General features: G+C 46.8%; 19 protein-coding genes and 2 pseudogenes. 13 read left to right on the top strand and 8 right to left on the bottom strand.

Going from position 1 to position 18,963, the window contains the following annotated elements; translation table 11 throughout:
• The first annotated feature begins 413 nt into the window (after window positions 1–413).
• Window positions 414–692, top strand: a complete 279-nt coding sequence (locus tag ACMUEV_RS10295) for a hypothetical protein (RefSeq protein ID WP_086371001.1) — start codon at window positions 414–416, stop codon at window positions 690–692.
• A 224-nt stretch (window positions 693–916) separates the two neighbouring features.
• Here the strand turns inward: ACMUEV_RS10295 and ACMUEV_RS10290 are convergent, their stop codons facing one another.
• The 5 genes from ACMUEV_RS10290 to ACMUEV_RS10270 all read right to left on the bottom strand — a co-directional run bounded on the left by ACMUEV_RS10290 (window position 917) and on the right by ACMUEV_RS10270 (window position 5,230).
• Window positions 917–1,330 (bottom strand): hypothetical protein, encoded by a 414-nt coding sequence (locus ACMUEV_RS10290; protein WP_017289180.1) that lies wholly within the window; start codon window positions 1,328–1,330, stop codon window positions 917–919.
• A 449-nt stretch (window positions 1,331–1,779) separates the two neighbouring features.
• Entirely contained in the window at window positions 1,780–1,875 is a 96-nt protein-coding gene (psaM, locus tag ACMUEV_RS10285) for a photosystem I reaction center subunit XII (protein WP_071596177.1), read from the bottom strand.
• Window positions 1,876–2,062: 187 nt separating this feature from the next.
• Entirely contained in the window at window positions 2,063–2,866 is an 804-nt protein-coding gene (locus ACMUEV_RS10280; RefSeq protein ID WP_190652656.1) for a DUF2927 domain-containing protein, read from the bottom strand.
• A gap of 98 nt (window positions 2,867–2,964) precedes the next feature.
• Complete coding sequence (locus ACMUEV_RS10275) at window positions 2,965–4,689, bottom strand: ATP-binding protein (RefSeq protein WP_190652657.1); 1,725 nt, start codon at window positions 4,687–4,689, stop codon at window positions 2,965–2,967.
• A 160-nt stretch (window positions 4,690–4,849) separates the two neighbouring features.
• A complete protein-coding gene (locus tag ACMUEV_RS10270) occupies window positions 4,850–5,230 on the bottom strand; it encodes a hypothetical protein (RefSeq protein ID WP_036046185.1) in 381 nt (126 codons plus the stop codon).
• Window positions 5,231–5,380: 150 nt separating this feature from the next.
• Here ACMUEV_RS10270 and ACMUEV_RS10265 point away from each other — a divergent pair, with 150 nt between their 5' ends.
• From ACMUEV_RS10265 to grxD, 3 genes are read left to right on the top strand one after another with little or no spacing between them, the layout of a single operon-like run.
• The gene (locus tag ACMUEV_RS10265) at window positions 5,381–6,850 is read left to right on the top strand and encodes a caspase family protein (protein WP_017289184.1); all 1,470 of its coding nucleotides are present in this window, start codon (window positions 5,381–5,383) and stop codon (window positions 6,848–6,850) included.
• Window positions 6,851–6,897: 47 nt separating this feature from the next.
• Window positions 6,898–7,143, top strand: a complete 246-nt coding sequence (locus ACMUEV_RS10260) for a BolA family protein (protein WP_017289185.1) — start codon at window positions 6,898–6,900, stop codon at window positions 7,141–7,143.
• Between the two features lie 24 nt (window positions 7,144–7,167).
• A complete protein-coding gene (gene grxD / locus ACMUEV_RS10255) occupies window positions 7,168–7,485 on the top strand; it encodes a Grx4 family monothiol glutaredoxin (protein WP_017289186.1) in 318 nt (105 codons plus the stop codon).
• A 131-nt stretch (window positions 7,486–7,616) separates the two neighbouring features.
• On the opposite strand, the gene ACMUEV_RS10250 is transcribed toward grxD, so the two are convergent.
• Window positions 7,617–7,859 carry a DUF6761 family protein gene (locus ACMUEV_RS10250; RefSeq protein ID WP_017289187.1) on the bottom strand — a complete coding sequence of 81 codons (243 nt, stop codon included), beginning with the start codon at window positions 7,857–7,859 and terminating at the stop codon, window positions 7,617–7,619.
• A gap of 232 nt (window positions 7,860–8,091) precedes the next feature.
• Here ACMUEV_RS10250 and ACMUEV_RS10245 point away from each other — a divergent pair, with 232 nt between their 5' ends.
• From ACMUEV_RS10245 to ACMUEV_RS10220, 6 genes are all read left to right on the top strand, one after another.
• A complete protein-coding gene (locus tag ACMUEV_RS10245) occupies window positions 8,092–8,874 on the top strand; it encodes a response regulator transcription factor (protein WP_017289188.1) in 783 nt (260 codons plus the stop codon).
• 118 nt (window positions 8,875–8,992) lie between these two features.
• The gene (locus ACMUEV_RS10240; protein ID WP_190652658.1) at window positions 8,993–10,021 is read left to right on the top strand and encodes a WG repeat-containing protein; all 1,029 of its coding nucleotides are present in this window, start codon (window positions 8,993–8,995) and stop codon (window positions 10,019–10,021) included.
• Window positions 10,022–10,086: 65 nt separating this feature from the next.
• Window positions 10,087–11,370 (top strand): cation:proton antiporter, encoded by a 1,284-nt coding sequence (locus ACMUEV_RS10235; protein ID WP_190652659.1) that lies wholly within the window; start codon window positions 10,087–10,089, stop codon window positions 11,368–11,370.
• 97 nt (window positions 11,371–11,467) lie between these two features.
• Window positions 11,468–12,103 carry a transcription antitermination factor NusB gene (nusB, locus tag ACMUEV_RS10230; protein WP_036046192.1) on the top strand — a complete coding sequence of 212 codons (636 nt, stop codon included), beginning with the start codon at window positions 11,468–11,470 and terminating at the stop codon, window positions 12,101–12,103.
• 40 nt (window positions 12,104–12,143) lie between these two features.
• The gene (gene ftsY / locus ACMUEV_RS10225) at window positions 12,144–13,823 is read left to right on the top strand and encodes a signal recognition particle-docking protein FtsY (protein WP_190652660.1); all 1,680 of its coding nucleotides are present in this window, start codon (window positions 12,144–12,146) and stop codon (window positions 13,821–13,823) included.
• Window positions 13,824–14,184: 361 nt separating this feature from the next.
• Window positions 14,185–15,609 (top strand): PP2C family protein-serine/threonine phosphatase, encoded by a 1,425-nt coding sequence (locus tag ACMUEV_RS10220; RefSeq protein WP_017289194.1) that lies wholly within the window; start codon window positions 14,185–14,187, stop codon window positions 15,607–15,609.
• 60 nt (window positions 15,610–15,669) lie between these two features.
• Here the strand turns inward: ACMUEV_RS10220 and ACMUEV_RS10215 are convergent, their stop codons facing one another.
• Both ACMUEV_RS10215 and ACMUEV_RS10210 read right to left on the bottom strand, forming a co-directional pair.
• Window positions 15,670–16,341, bottom strand: coding sequence for a GntR family transcriptional regulator (locus ACMUEV_RS10215; RefSeq protein ID WP_190652661.1), 672 nt, complete (start codon window positions 16,339–16,341; stop codon window positions 15,670–15,672).
• A 285-nt stretch (window positions 16,342–16,626) separates the two neighbouring features.
• A complete protein-coding gene (locus ACMUEV_RS10210) occupies window positions 16,627–17,577 on the bottom strand; it encodes a glycosyltransferase (protein WP_190652662.1) in 951 nt (316 codons plus the stop codon).
• A gap of 67 nt (window positions 17,578–17,644) precedes the next feature.
• Here ACMUEV_RS10210 and rnhA point away from each other — a divergent pair.
• The 3 genes and pseudogenes from rnhA to ACMUEV_RS10195 all read left to right on the top strand — a co-directional run.
• Window positions 17,645–18,073, top strand: a pseudogene (gene rnhA / locus ACMUEV_RS10205) (ribonuclease HI); the annotation flags it as partial.
• A gap of 398 nt (window positions 18,074–18,471) precedes the next feature.
• Window positions 18,472–18,660: a hypothetical protein gene (locus ACMUEV_RS10200; protein WP_017289198.1), complete on the top strand. Its 189-nt coding sequence runs from the start codon at window positions 18,472–18,474 to the stop codon at window positions 18,658–18,660.
• Window positions 18,661–18,746: 86 nt separating this feature from the next.
• Window positions 18,747–18,926: pseudogene (locus tag ACMUEV_RS10195) on the top strand (type II toxin-antitoxin system RelE/ParE family toxin); the annotation flags it as partial.
• Window positions 18,927–18,963: the final 37 nt, after the last annotated feature.

The following is an 18,963-nucleotide window of genomic DNA, read 5'->3' as shown; positions in this document are numbered from 1 at the left end:
AAAGGGTTTTTTCTGCATTCTCTATGATCCCCAAAGCGTTTTTCGTGAAACAAAATGGGTTTCTTTGAGATTTAAGAATTTTTTTCTGATAACTGCCGAGCGATCCCCAAAATATAAAGACAATATGAAAGGCGTTTCTCAAAACTAATCTCTGAAACTAAGTTGTATCAACGATTTTAGAGATTTTTCTAGATTAACTGCACTCTGAATTTAATTCACAATAAGAACCAGAAAGTGCGTCTTCTTAGCGATCGCATACTCGATCGCGGCTAGTCTCACCAAATTAAATTAATTGAGATTAGTTAACTTATTTCACTTAATGTTGCTTACTCGTTTCCATCAAGAATAAAACTGAAGATTTTGTTAAGAAATCTAAGGCGTTCTTTCACAATAGTAATCACTCGTCCGAAACAATGAAAAGTAACGATGCCTTCACCTCAACTTGTCGCCACTGCCGATTTTACTCACCCGAAGGACGGCGTGGCGGGCACTGTGACCAGCTTAATGTTGCAGTGCGAAGCGGATGGAAAGCCTGTCCGCTGGCGACTCCAATCTTTGAACCCGAATGGGAATTTTCAGGGATTCCTCTATGGCATCGCGAGTCCTCATTTGCCCTTTCTACCCATCCTGAAGGCATCACATTCACTCATACGGTAGAACCGACGACTTCTGAGGCTGAAGTGAAGATTTAGAAAGCCCTATCACAACGAATCGCATCCTAGACGGAGGGTGCGATTTTTTCACGTAAAAACCGCCGAAATGGTTTTCATCTCGGCGGTTTGCTTAAACTAGAGTCGTCCTAAACCATTCTAGCCAGTCCTAAATCGGTTGCAAAATTGGGGAATAGGGAGCAATTTCTCCATACCCTCAAGTTGCAGGATTTTACAAATCAAACAGGAGCGCTATAGAGCGTCATTCAGGGATTTTGAGCCGGAGCCGCTTGTGCAGTTTGTGCCGGTGGCTCAACATCACCCAGAACCACCATCCGTGAATCCGGCGGCATCACATTGGCTTGCTCTTGGGCAACTTTAGAAGCTTGATGAGGATCAAAATTACGATTAAAGGCAGCTTTTAGGCGACTGACTCGCGTATCTGCTGTTTTTACTTCGGTCTGTATTTCTTTCAGTTTTGCCTGTTGGGTGACCCCATAAGGAATAAGCTGCGTTAGGGCTGCGATCGCAGCAGTAGAAATTAAAGCATTAACACTAAGTTTAATCAGAGCTTCGGCAGCGAGCACCCGAGAACGTACTTGACGGCGGAGCGGTTGCTGAGCGCGTGAGCGGCGAGGTTTTCGGGATTCAGGCGGCTGTGGTAGAGGAAGTGCGTTCATGGATTCATATGACGGGACAGCATCGGAAACGACTCAAGCACGGATCAGAGTTCACTCAAAACGGTGTGACGTGTGAGCAATGTTGAAGCCTGATAGATGTTCTTCGCGTCATGAATTACGAAGAAGATCGAACCCTCAGTAGGTCAAAGAATTGATTTACTGGCGGTAGAGCTAACCCAAGATTACAAATCTGGAACCCAAAATCAAGGCGTACGAGTGAACTAAGCGTGGGTAACAACCCGGAAAATGGGGCAAAACTGCCAACCATTTTCGTGCACTTTATTGAGCAGTTTTCTAATCCAACCTGTCTGGGGGAATCCCTTTCAGGCTGGAAACTTGCCTAAATAGTCTACTCGCTGAATTAAGAAATGAAGCACTGAATTTACAGCTTTCTTTTCTCATATTTGCGAATTGGCATCGGGGCAAGTTTCCAGCGATGGGGTTAGACCTTACTTATAAAGCTCGGTTGATAACCGGAACGCCAAAACTCCCGGAATGAGAGCAATGACGAGTGCGACCAGAACTTGAGTATCGGATAAAGGCATGTTTGAAACTCCTTATCTCAGGGTTATAGTTCCTCAATGTGAACGAAAACGCACATTTCGGAAAGTGTTTGTAACAAGATGCAACAGAGAAAGCGCGTAGATTTGTACTCTTTGCGGCAATTTCGGAATCGTTAATCTCGCAGCTGGGGGATGAATTCGGCGGTTGTCCTGTGGAATTGCGGAAACACTAGCGCGATCGCGCCTGGGCTGCATTCAAGACATTCAAAACTTCTGCCTTGGTCATGCCTGGCTTCAGTTCGGGCATGTACAGCATTCGGATCAGGGCTTTATCGATTTCTGAGAAGCGAGTGATATCTGTCCAAGGCTGATAGAACATGCTGTTGGCATAGCGGTAAGAATCGCGCATTAACCCAAGCGATTGAGTTAATTCTTCTCGGATGAGATGCGATCGCTCTTGCTGGGTGACACCTGTCGTGGTGATCAAGATATTGGCGGAATTGATGATGCCGCGGTGATTCCAACGGGTGACGAAGAAGCCGAAATTGACTGGAACATAGGCAGGCTCAAGCTGCCTGAACTGCGTTTCTGGCGCAAAATGCATCCTGATGTTGGGATTGCGATCGACGAATTGCAGCCGAATTGCGCCATTTGCTAGGGTATTTAGCTCGCTGATTACGGTTTCTAGAGTTCTAAGATCGGCTTGGGTCGGTTTCCCTAGTACTTGAATGCGGATATTGCCGCTCCATTTGCGAATTTTGGGAATCGATTCTTGGTTGTATTCTGACCCGATGGCGACTTCCATAAAGTAATCAATCTGCTCTCGATTGAATCCAGAAGTGGGACGAATCGTTTTTGCTTGAGAAATCTGCATCGGATTCGCAGTATTTGATGAGATCGAACCTCCGCCCATTGTAGAGTCGTCTTTTTGGAAAGAAGAGAGCGATCGCCCAATGCCTACTGCCAAAATGCCCAATGTCAAAGCGCCAGTCAAGATCAAGCTGTGACTGACCAGTTGCACCTTCGATTTCATCAAATTCTCCTTGCTTCGGCAGACTCTTATGTGCTTCTATGTGCTCCTTAGAGTTCCCTGCCTCTTTATCGATCTCATCTGTTCTAAGCTTCTAAGGATTAGGACGCAATCGGGACAGTCTGCTGAATCGGAATTTGAATGATAAATTCTGTGCCTTCTCCCAAAGTTGAGACGTAATCTAGCTTGCCACCGTGTTTCTGATTAATGATTTGATAGCTAATCGACATTCCCATGCCAGTGCCTCGACCCACAGGTTTCGTGGTGAAGAATGGGTCAAAGATCCGCGATCGCGCATGTTCAGGAATGCCACACCCATTGTCAGAAATGGTAATTTCAACCCATCCAGAATGGAGAACAGAAGTCCGAATTTTGATCTGAGGATTCGGTATAATTTTGTCTTCGAGTGCGTCGATTGCATTCGCAATCACGTTCATAAAGACCTGATTCAGTTGCCCGGCGTAACACTCAATCAAAGGCAGATCATCATAGTCTTTAATAATTTGAATGGGTTCGCACTTGTGCTTCTCTAATCGATGCTGCAAAATCAGCAAAGTACTCTCAATCCCAGCGTGAATATTGACTTTCTTGAATTCAGCTTCATCCATGCGAGAGAAGGTTTTTAACGATAGGACAATCTGTCGAATTCGCTCTGTTCCAACTCGCATAGAGGACATGATTTTGTTGAGATCCTGCTGAACAAAATCCAAGTCAATGTCTCGGCTATTCTCAAATCCAGACGTGATTTCAGGGCATTTCTCCCGGCATATCTCTACAAGTTCAACGAGATCTTTGACATAACCTTCTGCATACTTTACATTGCCATGAATGAAGTTGATAGGATTATTAATCTCGTGTGCAATCCCCGCAACAAGTTGTCCTAAACTGGACATCTTTTCGCTTTGAACCAGTTGTAATTGAGTTTGCTGTAATTCTTGAATCGTTGCTTCTAAATCGAGTGCTTGTTGTCGCAAATGTGCTTCAGATTCTCTCAGATCCATTTCGATGATGCTCCGCTCTGTGATCTCAGTTTCTAATTTCTGATTGGTGACAGTCACTTCTCTGCTGCGATCGAGCAAAGCAGCATAAGAGTCTTGCAGCCGATCTGCCATATGGTCGAATTCGTTGGCTAGATGCTCAATTTCATCGCCTGTTCTAAAATTCAATCGATAGTTGAGATTGCCTTTTGCGAGTTCGGATGCACCAAATTGCAGTTGTTTGATCGAACGAATGACAGGCATCAAAATCAGCCAATATTGTGCTCCTAATACGAGAAGAATCAGTGCTAGGGCTGCATAAGTGACAACTTGATCGATTCGTTTTAATCGACCTAATTCTTTGCGACGTTCCGTATCTTCTTGCAGAAATTTTTTGAGAATCTTATCTAAGTCAGCGCTAATTGCGTTCTCAGACTCGCGAATTGTTCTGAAATCTGTCCGAACACGTTCTATCTTTGCATCAGGCTCTTGCAGTGTTTTAGCACTGAGATTCTTTAATAATTTGAATTGAGTTCTGATTTGATCAACTTCAGGGCTTGAGCCGAAAGCCCTCTCAAATTCGCCGATCTCTTTGAAAAATTTCTGCTGTTCTCGCTTTAAATCTGAGTCTTGGCTATCAAGTAAAACGACATCTTTGAGTTGACTGATTTGCCCTTTGAGATTTGCGCGCATTTGATGAACTTCTTCTAATCCATCGCTCAATTTCTGCCGCTTCTCAAAGATATCTTCTTGTGCTTGGCGCACCCAATATTGTCCACCGACCAACACCACAGCCATCACGGTTGTAATTACGATCGAGGAGCTTGAGAACTTACGAGAAATCTTCATGACTCTAGGCTCCCATCATTTCAGAGCGAGCTAGAGGTTTAGCATCGAAAAAATGCTGAGTGTAAGAGTGCTTCATGGGGGCAACGAAACAAAATATTCTGAAAGAGTTCCCTGTCGAAAAGCAACTCAAACACTCAGGAAATTTTTGATGGATAACGATCTAGAACCCTAACAACGCTTTAGATCCGCGGTAATAGGTTGCCCAGCGCTTTGCATCAGGACGAGTTTGCCACTGCGATCGCGTCACCCAAACCGACACCACAGGTGATGCCATACCGCCGTTGCGCCCGACGACGACTACCGAAACCTCATTAGCAAGCAAATCTTGATCGAATCCTCTTTGAATCGCTGCTCGCGCCACATTTTCTGCGCGCCGCACGATCGCTTCATAGGGTTCATTGGAGGCACGATCAAGCGTGACATCAATCCGTGCGGTATAAGCCTGTGCGGGAGTTGGAGCTAGCACCATATCAATTCCCCAAGCTGTGACACCGCACCCAAACGTGAAAAAGCCTACAAGCAAAGAATTACGAAGTTTCATAGGACAAAGAGTGACAAAACGAACAAAGCAATCGAAATCAAGAGAGTTGGGATTCATGTTAGTTCTTTGTTGCAGAAAAGCAATTTTTTTCTATGATGTGGTAGCGCAAGCGGTTCATATATAGTCTTCAATTACAGATGAGGTGTTGGAATGAGCAATTTTTGGGCGATCGCCGTTGGGATAAATCACTACCAGTTCCTTCAACCTCTTCATTTTGCCCAGTCGGATGCTCAATTTCTCTGTGAAAGCTTAGTTGGTGATGCAGGGTTTTCACCGGAACAATGTCTGTTGATTACGGATACATCTCCAGATTTTGCTGACCACTCCACTCATCCCACGCATGAGAATTTGCAGTACTGGACAACGAGTCTAAAAGATAAGCTTCAGCCAGAAGATTCGCTTTGGTGCTTTTTCAGCGGATACGGAATTTGTGTCGATGGAGAAGATTATTTATTACCCATTGATGGCGATGTTTCCCGAATTAAAGAAACAGGGTTCTCAGTGCGATCGCTGTTTCAAACTTTGAAAACTTTGCCCACTCAAAAAATTCTCGTTTTACTCGATATCAATCGAGCCGCTTCCGGTTCTCATGAGAAAGTTGGGACTCAAACGGTTGCATTGGCACGCGAGGCAGGGATTCCGACGTTCTTATCCTGTCGTCCTGAACAGTTTTCTCACGAAGCGCCTGCGTTAAATCATGGTCTGTTTACTCAGACATTGCTCGAAGGATTGCGATCGCATCAATGCTCAACCTTAGCGACGTTAGAAGACTTTTTGAAACTGAGATTGCCTGAGCTTTGTGATCACAACGATCGCCCGCGCCAAGATCCAATTCTGGTTGTGTCTGATCCAGAGCAGCTTTATCAAGTGATCATGCCAGTCAACTGGTCTGAAACCGAATCTTGGGTTCCTGCAACGACTAATCCATTTTCTGTAGAAGGTGATTTATATCTCAATGCCTTAGAAAGTGAGGCGAGTTCCAACTATGGCTTCCAGCCGACTGTGATGGGAGCGACTGCAACTGAAATTCCCGACAGTTTTGCGCTGAACCCTAGTGAATACGAATACGAGCCGATCCAAGCAGATTTGACTCTGCCTGAATCAGAACAGACTGAAGAACTTTCACCTGCGGCTTCTCCAGTGCCTGAAGAGTCGGATGCCCCCGATCAAATGTTTTGGGAACGGTTGTTGTTTGGAGGGAGTGCGCTCTTATTAGTGTTGCTGCTTGGCGTGCTGTTCCGCAACTGGTCGGCGTTTATGGGCGGGCAGCAAACGGCGAATACTCAACCTTCTCCTGCGCCTCAAGCTGTGGCATCACCGAGTCCTGATTCTGGAAAGATCTTGAATGAAGCCCGATCGTTAATCAAACCCACGCTAGCATCAGATGCAAGTCGCGCGATTGATCGGGCGCGCGCAATCCCACCGAATGATCCCCTCTATGCTGAAGCGCAACAAGACATCGATCGATGGAGTCGCAATATTCTAGAAATTGCGCGCAAACGAGCAGAGCAGAAAGAGTTTCAACAAGCAATTTCAGCCGCTCAACTCGTTCCAAAAGATCGACCTCAAGTTTACGCCGAGGCACAGAAAGCGATCCAGCAGTGGCGCAAAGCTCGTTAGACTAAGAATCAGGAAAATTCGCGAAACGATTACATCGAGGAACCCCAATGATTAGCCCGGATCAGGTTGAGGCAATGATCAAAGCAGGATTGCCGGATGCCCAAGTGCAGGCAAACAGTCCTGATGGGGAGCATTTCGAGGTGACAGTCGTCTCCTCAGCCTTTGCTGGGAAGCGTCGCGTTCAACAGCATCAGCTTGTGTATGGTGCGGTTCAACAGGCACTCTCCACCGAAGCCATTCATGCTCTCTCACTGAATACGTTCACGCCCGAAGAATGGGCAACCAAAAACTAACTCTCTTACCCCTTGAACTTACTTATGACTACCTCAAACCGCATCAAATCGATCGTCGATAGCGACAAAATTGTCGTTTTCATGAAAGGCAGCAAACTCATGCCAATGTGCGGCTTTTCCAATAACGTTGTGCAAATTCTCAATACGCTGGGTGTCCCCTACACGACTGTAGACGTGCTAGAAGACCCTGAAGTCCGTCAAGGCGTGAAAGAGTTCTCGAACTGGCCAACGATTCCCCAAGTGTATGTGAATGGGGAATTTATTGGCGGTTCGGACATCATGATTGAGATGTACCAGAGTGGCGAATTGCAGCAGCTTGTAGAAGTTGCGCTTGCCTCGTAATGAGGTGGGGAGTGGGGAGATGGGGAGTGGGGAAGATTAATTCTTACTCCCTACTCCCCACTCCCTACTCTCACCTTTGCGACTGACCAACCAAATCAAAAAGGGGCGCACACGCACCCCTTTTCCCATTTCTATCGGTAGTCTGGCTCTGGCATCACCATGTCGAAATTCGACGGATCATAGATGTAGCGAGTAATCTCCTCTTCCAGACGATTGATCTGGTACGGCTCTAGCACGCTAGCATGTCGGAGCGCGGACAAGTACCCGTCTAAGTAGAGACGCAGGTCATCGTAACGATAGCCCCGGTTCCAGAGTTCGACGAGAGCGTCGGAGAGGCGTTGATAATAGCGAATCGTCAAAGAATCTTGAAGCATATGCGATGACGCGAAAACAACAGATGCCGTTTGGCATTCCACTCACTGAGCTATGACTTTAGCTTAACATTACCCTCGCTATTCTCTCAGTTTGTATCGAAATTCTATAGAAAGACATACTCCGATACGGAACGTTGTGTAGGCGGAGTACATATGGGTAGCACCCGTTACAAATCAAAACTAAGAAGCTTTGATACCCTTAACTCAAGCATTTTGAGGTCAAGTTGCCCCCGTGGGAGCCATTAATATACAAATCGTTGAAGGAAATCCGCACCTTCGATCGCTGCTAGGATGGCATCTTCAGCAGGCGGGCTACCAAGTCCACCAATCGGCTGATTTGCACCAAGCGCGTGAGATGTTTCTGGTGCGGCAGCCCAATCTCATGATCCTTGATTCTGAGATGCCCAGTGGCGATGGGTTGGAGTTTTGTCGCTGGTTGAGTCAGCAGCAGACGGCGCTGATTCTGATGCTGTCTGCCCGGACAACTGAATCTGATATTGTCGCAGGGTTGCGATCGGGGGCAGATGATTATCTGACGAAGCCGTTCGGGATGCAGGAGTTTTTGGCGCGAGTGGAGGCGTTGTTGCGACGACAGCGGACGGCGGCTCCTCCGGTCAATCTCGATTTCGGGGATCTGAAAATTGATCTGGTGCATCGGCGGGTGCGATTTAAGGGTGAGTTGATTGAGTTGACCCCACAGGAGTTTAGTTTGCTCTATGTGCTGGCTCAGGCAGGCGGAACCGCTTTGAGTCGGGCAGATCTGCTGCAACGAGCTTGGCCTGATGAGATTGATAATCCTCGAACTGTGGATACTCACGTCCTGTCTTTGCGTAAGAAGGTGGAGATTGATCCGAGGCAACCGAATTTGATTCAGACGGTGCGGAATGTGGGGTATCGGTTGAATTTGGAGATTTTGAACGCGCCTCCGGTGCATCAGAATAATGGGCAATTGCCTCGTAAACCAGCAACGGCTTCAATGTCGAGAATGGCAGCGGTTCAACGTCCTCGGATTTAGGGAAAAATTTCGACGAATTCCTGATTTGTTGGATAACCGATGTGATGCAATGCGATCGCATATGTTCCAAAATCTGTGGGGTCGATACACTTAGGAGAATCTATGACGGTTCTGGGTCATGATGCTGCGTTTTTTATTGCTTGCGACGTTGGGGTTTGCGACGGTTAGTGTTTGCAGCCATCCGCCAAATTTGACGATCGAACAACGTGCGATCGCCAGTGATCTCTTCGAGATCGATCATCAATTTGACAGTGCAACCGATTTTGCTGAGGGAACCGCGCTGGTGCAATTGGGGCGGGAATTCCGCTATATCGATCGTTTGGGACGAGTCAGTATTACGCCGAAACAAGAGTTTGAAGCGTATTCGCCCTTTTCGGAAGGCTTGGCGGTGGTAAAATTGGGGGATCAGTATGGGTTTCTGAATCGTCAGGGAGAAGTAGCAATTCCGCCGAAATTTGAACGGGTGACGCGATTTCGAGAAGGATTTGCAGTCGTGCAGATGGGACGGCTTTACGGATTTATCAAATCGACTGGAGAAGTTGCGATCGCGCCTCAATATCAATTGACCTCGGGCTTTTCTGGCGGATTGGCAGCCGTGAAGAGTGGCGAGAAATATGGCTATATCGATTCATCGGGTCGAACTGCGATCTCACCAAGATTCGATGACGCTTGGCAGTTTTCTCATGGGCTTGCTGCTGCCAAAATCGGTCAGAAATGGGGCTATATCAATCAAACTGGGCAATTTGTTGTGCAACCTCAGTTTGATGGCGCGTTTAATTTTTCGGATTCGATGGGTCGGGTACGACTCGGAAATCAATGGGGATTTGTCGATACGAGTGGGAAAATTGCGATCGCGCCTCAATATCAATTTGCGTCTGATTTCTCAAATGGGTTAGCACTCGTTGAGCAGAATGATCGCTGGGGATATATTCAGAAATCTGGCAAGTTTGCGATCGCACCTCAATATCAATTTGCTGGAAGTTTTTCAGATGGATTAGCGCCCGTGAAAATTAAAGAAAAGTGGGGCTATATCGACACAACGGGCAAAATTGCGATCGCGCCTCAATTTGATGAAGCAGGAGATTTTAAAGAAGGCTTAGCGCGAGTGCAATTAAATGAAAAATGGGGATACATTCGTAAGCCTTGAGGGAGAGACGGGATCTATCATCAGATCAATAGGTCTAGCTTAAAACACAAGTACAGTGAGCATAAATGCGAACTGGGGATGAACTTGTGAATGTCTATATTCTCGATCTCTTAGTGATTGGAGTTTTGTTGTTAATCGTAACTTTGGGATCAGGTTGGATTGCGCGGTTGCCTCTGTCTTATGCGCTGATTTATTTAATCGTTGGCATTGTGCTGAGTCCGTATGGATTTAATCTGATTCAGGTTCGCCCAGAGGCAGAATTTTTAGAGCGAGTTGCAGAACTGGTTGTTTTAATTTCGCTGTTTAGTTGCGGGTTGAAAATGAATCGACCCATGCGTTTCTTTGCATGGCGATCGACGACTCGGCTGATTGGTTTATTGATGCCGATTACCATTTTTTCAGTTGCCGCGATCGCGCACTTTATTCTGAAATTAGATTGGGGATTATCGATTCTTTTAGGGGCAATTTTAGCGCCGACTGATCCCGTTTTAGCGTCTGAAGTTCAGCTTTATGACTCTCGCGATCGTGATGAATTGCGGTTTGGGATTACTTCAGAAGGTGGGTTAAATGATGCATTAGCTTTTCCATTTGTTTATTTTGGGATTCATTGGATAGAAAAAGGCAATTGGCAAAACTGGTTTCGGGAATGGGTTTTAGTCGATGTGATTTGGGCGATTGCAGCAGGATTAGCCGTCGGCTTTGTGATTGCGAAGGGAATCAAACTCGTTGATAAACGCTTAGAACCGTTTCGGACTCCAGATGATTTGATGGAAGATTTCGTTGCACTCAGCACAATCTTTATTGCTTATGCTGTAACCGAAGTGGTAAATGGGTATGGATTTCTTGCCGTCTTTGTCGCTGGAATGGCAATGCGGAGAAGACGGAATTCTGAATATACAAGAAATCAACTTCACTTTATTGAGCGCTTAGAGAAGTTAGCAGAAATTGGCACGATTTTATTGCTGGGATCGATGCTGCGATTTCAGCCGATGTTTGCCTTTGCAGGAGATGCATTTGTGATTGCATTGAGCTTGATTTTCGTGATTCGACCGATTGGGGCTTGGATCAGTACGATCGGTTTAAATGTCAATCCGGCAACGCGCTGGCTCTACGGTTGGTTCGGCATTCGCGGAGTGGGATCGATTTACTATCTCGCTTATGCATTTGGCAATGGCTTGAAAGGGGAAGATGGCGAGCAAATTGCTTGGATTACCTTTTGGACGATCGTCATTTCTGTTTTATTACATGGGATCACGTCAACGCCTTTAATGCAATGGTATGAACGTAATATTGAACACAATCGAGAAATCGAGCCGAAAGCAGCCCAGCATGAGGAACAGGGCACATAACGCAATTCAACTTAATCGATCGCGCAACTCCTCAAATGGCTACAGCAAGAGACCTACTTGCGCTAAGATACGTGAGCCAATTTCATTAATGCCTGCCATGCAAGCCCGTCGCATTGCCCGTGAACTCGCACTTTTAAGCTTGAGTCAGATCTCTTCTGATCCAAAGAAAATTAACAGTCAGAGAATTCAAGAACTTGTTGTCGAATCCGTTCGTACCCTTGCAGAAGAAGCGCGCGACAACTTAGAAACGGCGGCAGCAGAATTACAACGAGGCGATAGCCAATTGCTCAATAGCCAAACTCGGGCTGGCAATATCGATAGCGCTCGGGCAATGGTGCAAGAAGCGATCACCCTGGCTCAAACGGCAATTAACCGACTCGGAGGTGCGATCGAACTGCCTGAATTTATTCAACTGGCAAATCAGACTGAGGTTCGAGCCTACACGATGGAAATTATTACCCGCTTCCACGCTGAGCGAGAAACAGTCGATAAGTTGCTGAATGACATTTTAGTGGATTGGAATTTGGATCGCTTAGCCACACTCGATCGAGACTTATTACGGATCGCCACCACTGAAATGATGTTTTTGGGAGTGCCAAATCGAGTGGCAATTAATGAAGCCGTCGAACTTGCCAAACGTTACAGCAACGAGGATGGACATAAGTTTATTAATGGAATTCTGCGGAAAGTAACTGACGCGATTCATGGCAGTGAGACACACGTGAGTGGCTGATTTCCGCTAAATTTAGATCTAGCAATCTGGGAATTTGGACATGGCTTTTAATTGGTTCAATCGATTCAGCAAAAAAGAAGAAGAACAGCAGCAGCCCGAATCTGCTCCCGTTGAACCAACTCCAACTGCGGAGCCTTCTGAATCAGAAGCCCAAAGTGACACTTCAGAAGAAGATGCCCGGATTGCCAATGCAAGAGCGATCGTCGAAAATTTCCGCCGCAAGCAACAAGAAAAAGCCCAAGCTGAGGCGGCGACGGCTGAAAAATCTGAGCCTGTCGAAGTTTCTGACTCGATCGAGCAAGCTGAAACCGAAGTTATCGAACAACTTGGCGAAACTTCAGTTGAATCCGTTGAAACCGAAGTTATCGAACAACTTGCTGAAGACACGATCGCATCAGCCGAATCGGAAACAATTGAGCAATTCGATGAAGCACCCGTTGCAGAAGCCGTTCAACCGGAAGTAGAACCTGTTTCAGAAGAGACAGAAGTTGAAGCTGTTCAACCGGAAGTAGATGTCGTAGAAGAGACGGAAGTTGAAGCCGTTCAACCGGAAGCAGAACCCCAACCCGCAGCAGTCCCATTCTGGGCACAAGCTGCCGAAGCCGATCGACAAGCTCGGTTAGAACGACTAAGAGCCAATGCGATCGAGGAAGTTGAACCCGAACCGCAGCCTGTTGCGACTCAAACCGCACCCGAAATTCCGCCTGAGTTTGTAATCGATGAAGGCTTCCTCTGGTCGGCAGAAGTGCTTTCTGCGATGGGACGGCGCGCAGAAGATGTCTCGATCGAAGAAATTACCTGGCTGAAGCGGCTCCGGCAAGGGTTGGATAAGACGCGGCGGAGTTTGGTTAATCAACTCAAAGCGATCGTCGGTCAAGGCCCCCTGAATGAAGATGCAGTTTTTGAAATTGAATCGCTGCTTCTGCAAGCCGATGCAGGCGTTGAGGCTACTGACAAAATTATTTCAGCCCTGCAAGCGAAATTGAGGCAGGATGCATTGCCGCCCGATCAAGCGATCGCGTATCTCAAACAAATTCTTAGAGACTTGTTAGATCAACCCTTGCAGGGATCGCACTCTGCTTTCTTTGCCCCCGAGAAAGATACGTTCAATATCTGGTTAATGACTGGGGTCAATGGCGCAGGGAAGACGACCACGATCGGAAAACTCGCTCACATTGCCAGCAAATCGGGCTACAAGTGCTTAATTGGAGCAGCGGATACGTTCCGAGCGGCAGCAGTCGAACAGGTAAAAGTCTGGGGACAGAGAAGTAATGTAGAAGTGATCTCGAATCCTGGACAAAATACTGATCCGGCAGCGGTTGTGTTTGATGCCATCAGTGCAGCGCAGGCGCGTGGAACCGAACTGCTATTGATTGATACAGCCGGACGACTTCAGAATAAGAAGAATCTGATGGATGAATTGAGCAAGGTACGTCGAATTATTGACAAGAAGGCAGCAGGCGCGAAAGTGGAATCACTACTCGTCTTGGATGCGACCCTGGGACAGAATGGGCTGAGACAAGCAGAAGTTTTCGCGCAGGCAGCCCAGTTAAGTGGAGTCGTGTTGACGAAACTGGATGGAACAGCGAAGGGCGGGATTGCCTTAGCTGTGGTGGAACAATTGGGATTGCCCATTCGATTTATTGGGGCTGGAGAAGGGATTGAGGATTTACGACCTTTTTCAAGCTATGAATTTGTTGAGGCGTTGATTAGCGGATGATTTTTGCGTGGGGAGATCGGGAGAACCGAGATTCAGATTGCTCCCTATCTCCCTATCCAATTTTCTTGGATGCGGCTCAATCCGCTTTAAATTGCTAACTTTGCTGAATTTCTGGAAGTTATCGACTGTAAACATGTCGTAAAACAGGGAACTGTGTATAATCAGTGCCAACAACCCCGATCGCGGTTTTGTTCGATCAGATGAGCTTTTCTCCTAATCGCGCAAAACGCAGATCGATTCAAGCGGTCAGCACCTCGCAAAACTCTGTAAAGGGGGGCAGCGAAATGTAGCACTGTCCGCTAAGATTGGTTTTCACAATCAACGATCGTGTTGGTTCCCTTCGTTCACTTTAATCGCCCGAATGACTGCTGTGCCCCTTCCTCGTCCTTCATCTCAACCGCCTGAGCGCAATAACTCAGGGTCTGCTGACGTAACACCAGTGTTTGCCCTTAAGGAACTGGTGGCACGCCTGAATCGGGAGCAGCACAAAATTCAAGACTTACTGAGTTCGCTTGGATTTGCCCTCCGTAGCTTCAGCAATTTGAATCAATTTCTGGAACTTATTCCGCTGATGGCAAGTCGAGTTACTGATGCTGACGGCGGTGCGCTCGTTTTGTTCCGCCCGAATGGACAAGTGAAATTAGAACGGCTCCACTGTCAGGATGCAAGATGGGGTCAAGAGCTACGCAAAGGCTTAGAGACAGCAACTCGCCAGACGACGGCTTCTTTGACCGGATTGCCCCCTGGAGAAGCCTTAGCGCGATCGTCCCAAGTCGTCGCGATGTTAGATCATCAGTTGACGCGACACTTAGGCGGCGAAATTCAGATTTTTGGAACTGGGATTCTGGTGAGAAATCAGGAGCGGGGGCGGCTTTATGTCTTTAGCCGTGAACCGGATTACGCCTGGACAGAGACGAGACAAAAACTTGTGCGACTCGTCGCGGATCAAACGGCAGTTGCGATCGAGAACGATGAACTGACGGTCGAATTGAAGAAGAAAGAAAGACTCGATCGAGAATTAGAGATCGGAGCCGATATCCAATTGCGATTGTTGCCGCGTCAATGTCCTGCGATCGAGGGGATTGAACTCGCCGCGCTTTGTAAAACGGCAAATCGAGTCGGTGGCGATTATTACGACTTTATTCCAGCTAGCTACGGTGAGGCTCGTAAGACCAATCCTGATAACTCTCAGGAAAAGTGGAGCGTCACGATCGGGGATGTGATGGGCAAAGGCGTTCCAGCGGGTCTGATTATGACCATGACGCGCGGAATGCTGAGAGCAGAAGTCTTGAACGGGCATTCTCCCGCTCGAATTTTGCAGCATTTGAATCAGGTCATGTATGCCGATTTGGAGAACTCGAATCGGTTCGTCACGCTGTTTTATTCGGAATATGATCCGAAAACTCGACTGCTGTCTTATAGCAATGCAGCCCACAATCCACCATTACTCTGGCAAGCTGACAGCGATCGCATCGTGCGACTCGACACGATGGGAATGCTAATTGGCTTGGATATTGAAACACAGTTTCAGGATGCTCAGATTCAGTTGAATCCGGGAGATACGATTATTTACTACACGGATGGATTTACGGATGCCGCGAATCAGTATGGTCATCGGTTTGATGAGGAGAATCTGACGAGCGCGTTCCGGTGGGCTTGTCAGCATTTTGATGATCCGCAGCAGATTTTGAAGTATTTGTTTGACTGTGTGCAGCAGTTTATCGGGATGGGGAATCAAAATACCGATGATATGACGCTCGTTGTGATGCGGGTCAAGCCAAATTGATTGATCAGTCGCAGCTTTGCTGTACTCAATGCGAATGAAATGCGTCAAGTTTGAGCAATTTCAAGAACTTTGACGCATCCGTTCGATTTCGCGCAGCACGCGATCGCGGCTTGCATTTAGATGAGTCATAACCATTTGAGTGGCTTGTTCTGGAGAACGAGACGCGATCGCGGTGTAGATATCGCGATGCTCTTTGCGGATTTCGAGCACCTTGGGATTCTTTTGTAGGGTTTGAATTCTCAGCAATGCCATTTGGTCAAACACTTGATCTAGCAGCGAGACGAGCCAAAGATTTTTGGAACTGCGGGCAATGGAGCGATGGAATTGATAGTCTAAATCGAGCAGTTGAGCATGGGTGGAGTTTTCGCGATCGCTTTGTTCAGCAGTCAGCACTAATTGATGCAGGTTGTCTAATTCTTCAGAAGTCGCATTTTCACACGCGCCTGCAACGGAAAGTTGCTCTAAAGCAATCCGGCAGGTATAAAGTTGAACCGCATCCTGCATCGATAGGGTCGCAACTCGCAGCGTGCCAGCGATATCACTAGTGACGAGGTTCTCTTGCTGAAGTTGGCGAATGGCTTCTCGAATCGGAGTGCGACTGACTTGGAGTTGTTTGGCAAGTTGCGTTTCGACGAGCCGGGTTCCAGAGGGTAACTCTCCCGATAAAATGGCAGCGCGCAACGCTTGGTAGGCTTGCGCCTGCAAAGATTGTCTGCGGGCGAGTGGAGCCATCCGATCGAGTTCTCCGGAGACTGAAGATTGAGCTATCTCGTCGTTGCCTGGATACAAACTGCCGTCCTCGCCTTTCTCTAACTGCTATCCCTGAGACTGCTTTCTCTTCGATTTCTAGAAAGTCCGCAATTCTCGTTTTTCCATAGATGAGAATTATTGCAGAAACTTGAACCCTTTGACTAAAAAAATAGCTGTTTTTGCATCCTATTTTTGCGATCTTTGCATGTATACCGAATACATTTTATATTCCTGTTTCTACTTGTTTTTAGTGTCTAGAAATCGCCACTATTTTAGGTTTAAATGCTGATTGAATTTTTTAAGTAAGTAATGGGGTCTTTGTGTTGTGATCGAGTATCCGATATAGATCAGAAAAGATGAGATTAAGACAACCGGGAGCGAGAGCGGAAGAAAGACAAGATGCCGGATATCTCGATCGCGCATTTTCCGAATCCGGTCGATAAAGATCTCCAGTTTTCCTTTGATGCCAGACATTGTAGGCTCAGCATTTGTCGCCGTTGGAATTAGTTTTTTCTGCCAATAATAGTCGTGCCCAATTAATAGAAATCGCCAAAAGAAATGATCTAACCCATTCGGGGGAGAGTGAAGTACTTGCGCTAATGGCTGTTGCCAAATTGTTACACCAGATTGAACTAATTCATGGGCATGAACGGCACAATTTCCGCGATAAAGGGGCAAATCTGTGGGGATAGGATGGCTCAGTAAAAACGAGCGCCGAAATGCCACATTGTTGAGAAAATAGCTTTTTCCAGGCGTTAATTCTGTACGTCCTGAATACTGTGGAAAAATATATCCTAATGCCATTGCAGTACCATAGATTCCCACTCCATTCGTCGTAGTTTCACCTGCAACAACTTGAATCTCTGGCTGTGAGAAGGGATCCAATATTTTTCTCATCCAGTCTGGTGCATAGATGCAATCAGAGTCGTAATAGACGATGATTTCTCCGGTGGCGAGTTCTGCACCGAGCATTTTGGCTTGATAGTATTCGGTTCCGGGTGGGGCAGGACACACTTTGATCCAGGGATATTGCTGACACAACTGAGCCAAAAGCGTTTCGGGGATATCGCCACTGTCGATGAGCAGCACTTCATTCGCGGCTGTTGGAGGCGGATCTTGAGCTTCCAAACTGGCAAGCGATCGCAATAATCCGGCTAAATCAGCCGTCTCAAGATTTTCGGTTTCTAGCACGATCGAGAAATTGAATGCTGCGGACACGTTTTCACCTTCACCCTGTCAATTGTGAAACAATGCGGTAGTCTAGGTTAGCTTTGGAATTCTACCTATGACTTCTCCCTTAATTCAGAAAATCTACACCGATGGCGCATGTTCCGGCAATCCCGGTGCAGGAGGTTGGGGAGTAGTTGTCTACTTCGAGAATGGTACAGTGCAGGAGTTAGGTGGAGGATCGCCAGAGACGACCAATAATCGGATGGAGATGCAAGCTGCGATCGCGGCATTGAAATTTTTTAAGGATTCTGGACAGTCGAAGGTGATTGCTCTGTATACCGATAGTGAGTATGTGAAAAATGGAATTACGAAGTGGCTACCTGGTTGGAAGAAGAAAGGGTGGAAGACTTCGGCGGGCAAGCCTGTACTGAATCAGGATCTCTGGGAACAGTTGGATGAACTCGATTCCCCTAAAGTGGAATGGCGTTATGTGCGGGGGCATTCCGGTGATCCAGGGAATGAACGCTGTGATGTGATTGCGAGAGCGTTTTCTCAAGGTAAGATGCCTCAGTTGAAAATGCCTGATTTTCAGGTTTCCTTGACCCTTACCCCTAATGCTGCTGAGGTTGTGATGTCTGAGACTCCTAGTTCAATCGATGCGATCGAGGTTGTTCCGCGTGAAGTGCGAGTCGAACAGTTACGGAATTTGGTTGATATGTTACATATGGCAGATGAGATTGCCAGTAAGGGCTATTTGATTTCAAGTTCTGAACTGGCGGATTTGATGGATATTAATGCGAATGCTGTGACGAGCCGGGGGGATCATTGGGTGTGGCGAAATTGGGTCGTGTCACGAGTCAGACGCGAGGGAAATCAGATTTTGTGGCAGTTAGAACGAGTGGATTAAGATGAATTTGGTTGTTGAATTTTGGATTGAATTTTATGACGACTCCGAAAGAAGCGATTTCTAGTCTCCTGACTCAACTTCCAGATGATTGTACGTTGGAGGATATCCAGTACCATCTCTATGTTTTAACGAAAGTTCAGCAAGGATTGGAAGCTGCAAAAACTCAAGGGACTGTTTCTCAAGAGCTTGCTGAGCAGCACTTAAATAAATGGCTTATCAAGTAGTTTGGTCACCGAAAGCGATCGCAGATGTAGATGCGATCGCAGAATACATTGCAAGAGATTCTCCGGCATAGGCCAGTTCAGTTGTCGATCAGATTCTCAAGACAACCCGCAGTTTAGAAAAATTTCCGCTATTAGGGCGAACTGTCCCAGAATTCGGGGATGAACTGCTGCGAGAAAAAATTGTCTATAGTTATCGCATTCTTTATCAAGTGGCTGATGATGAAGTGACGATCGTGACAGTGATTCATGGAAAGCGAACGCTATAGCTCAAGTGATTAGCATCAATTTACTGAAGTTTGGTTG

Source organism: Leptolyngbya sp. FACHB-1624 (assembly GCF_047649235.1).
GTDB lineage: Bacteria > Cyanobacteriota > Cyanobacteriia > Leptolyngbyales > Leptolyngbyaceae > Leptolyngbya > Leptolyngbya boryana.
The sequence above is the reverse complement of the archived record's forward strand: the minus strand, read 5'-3'. Positions and strand labels throughout refer to the sequence as shown.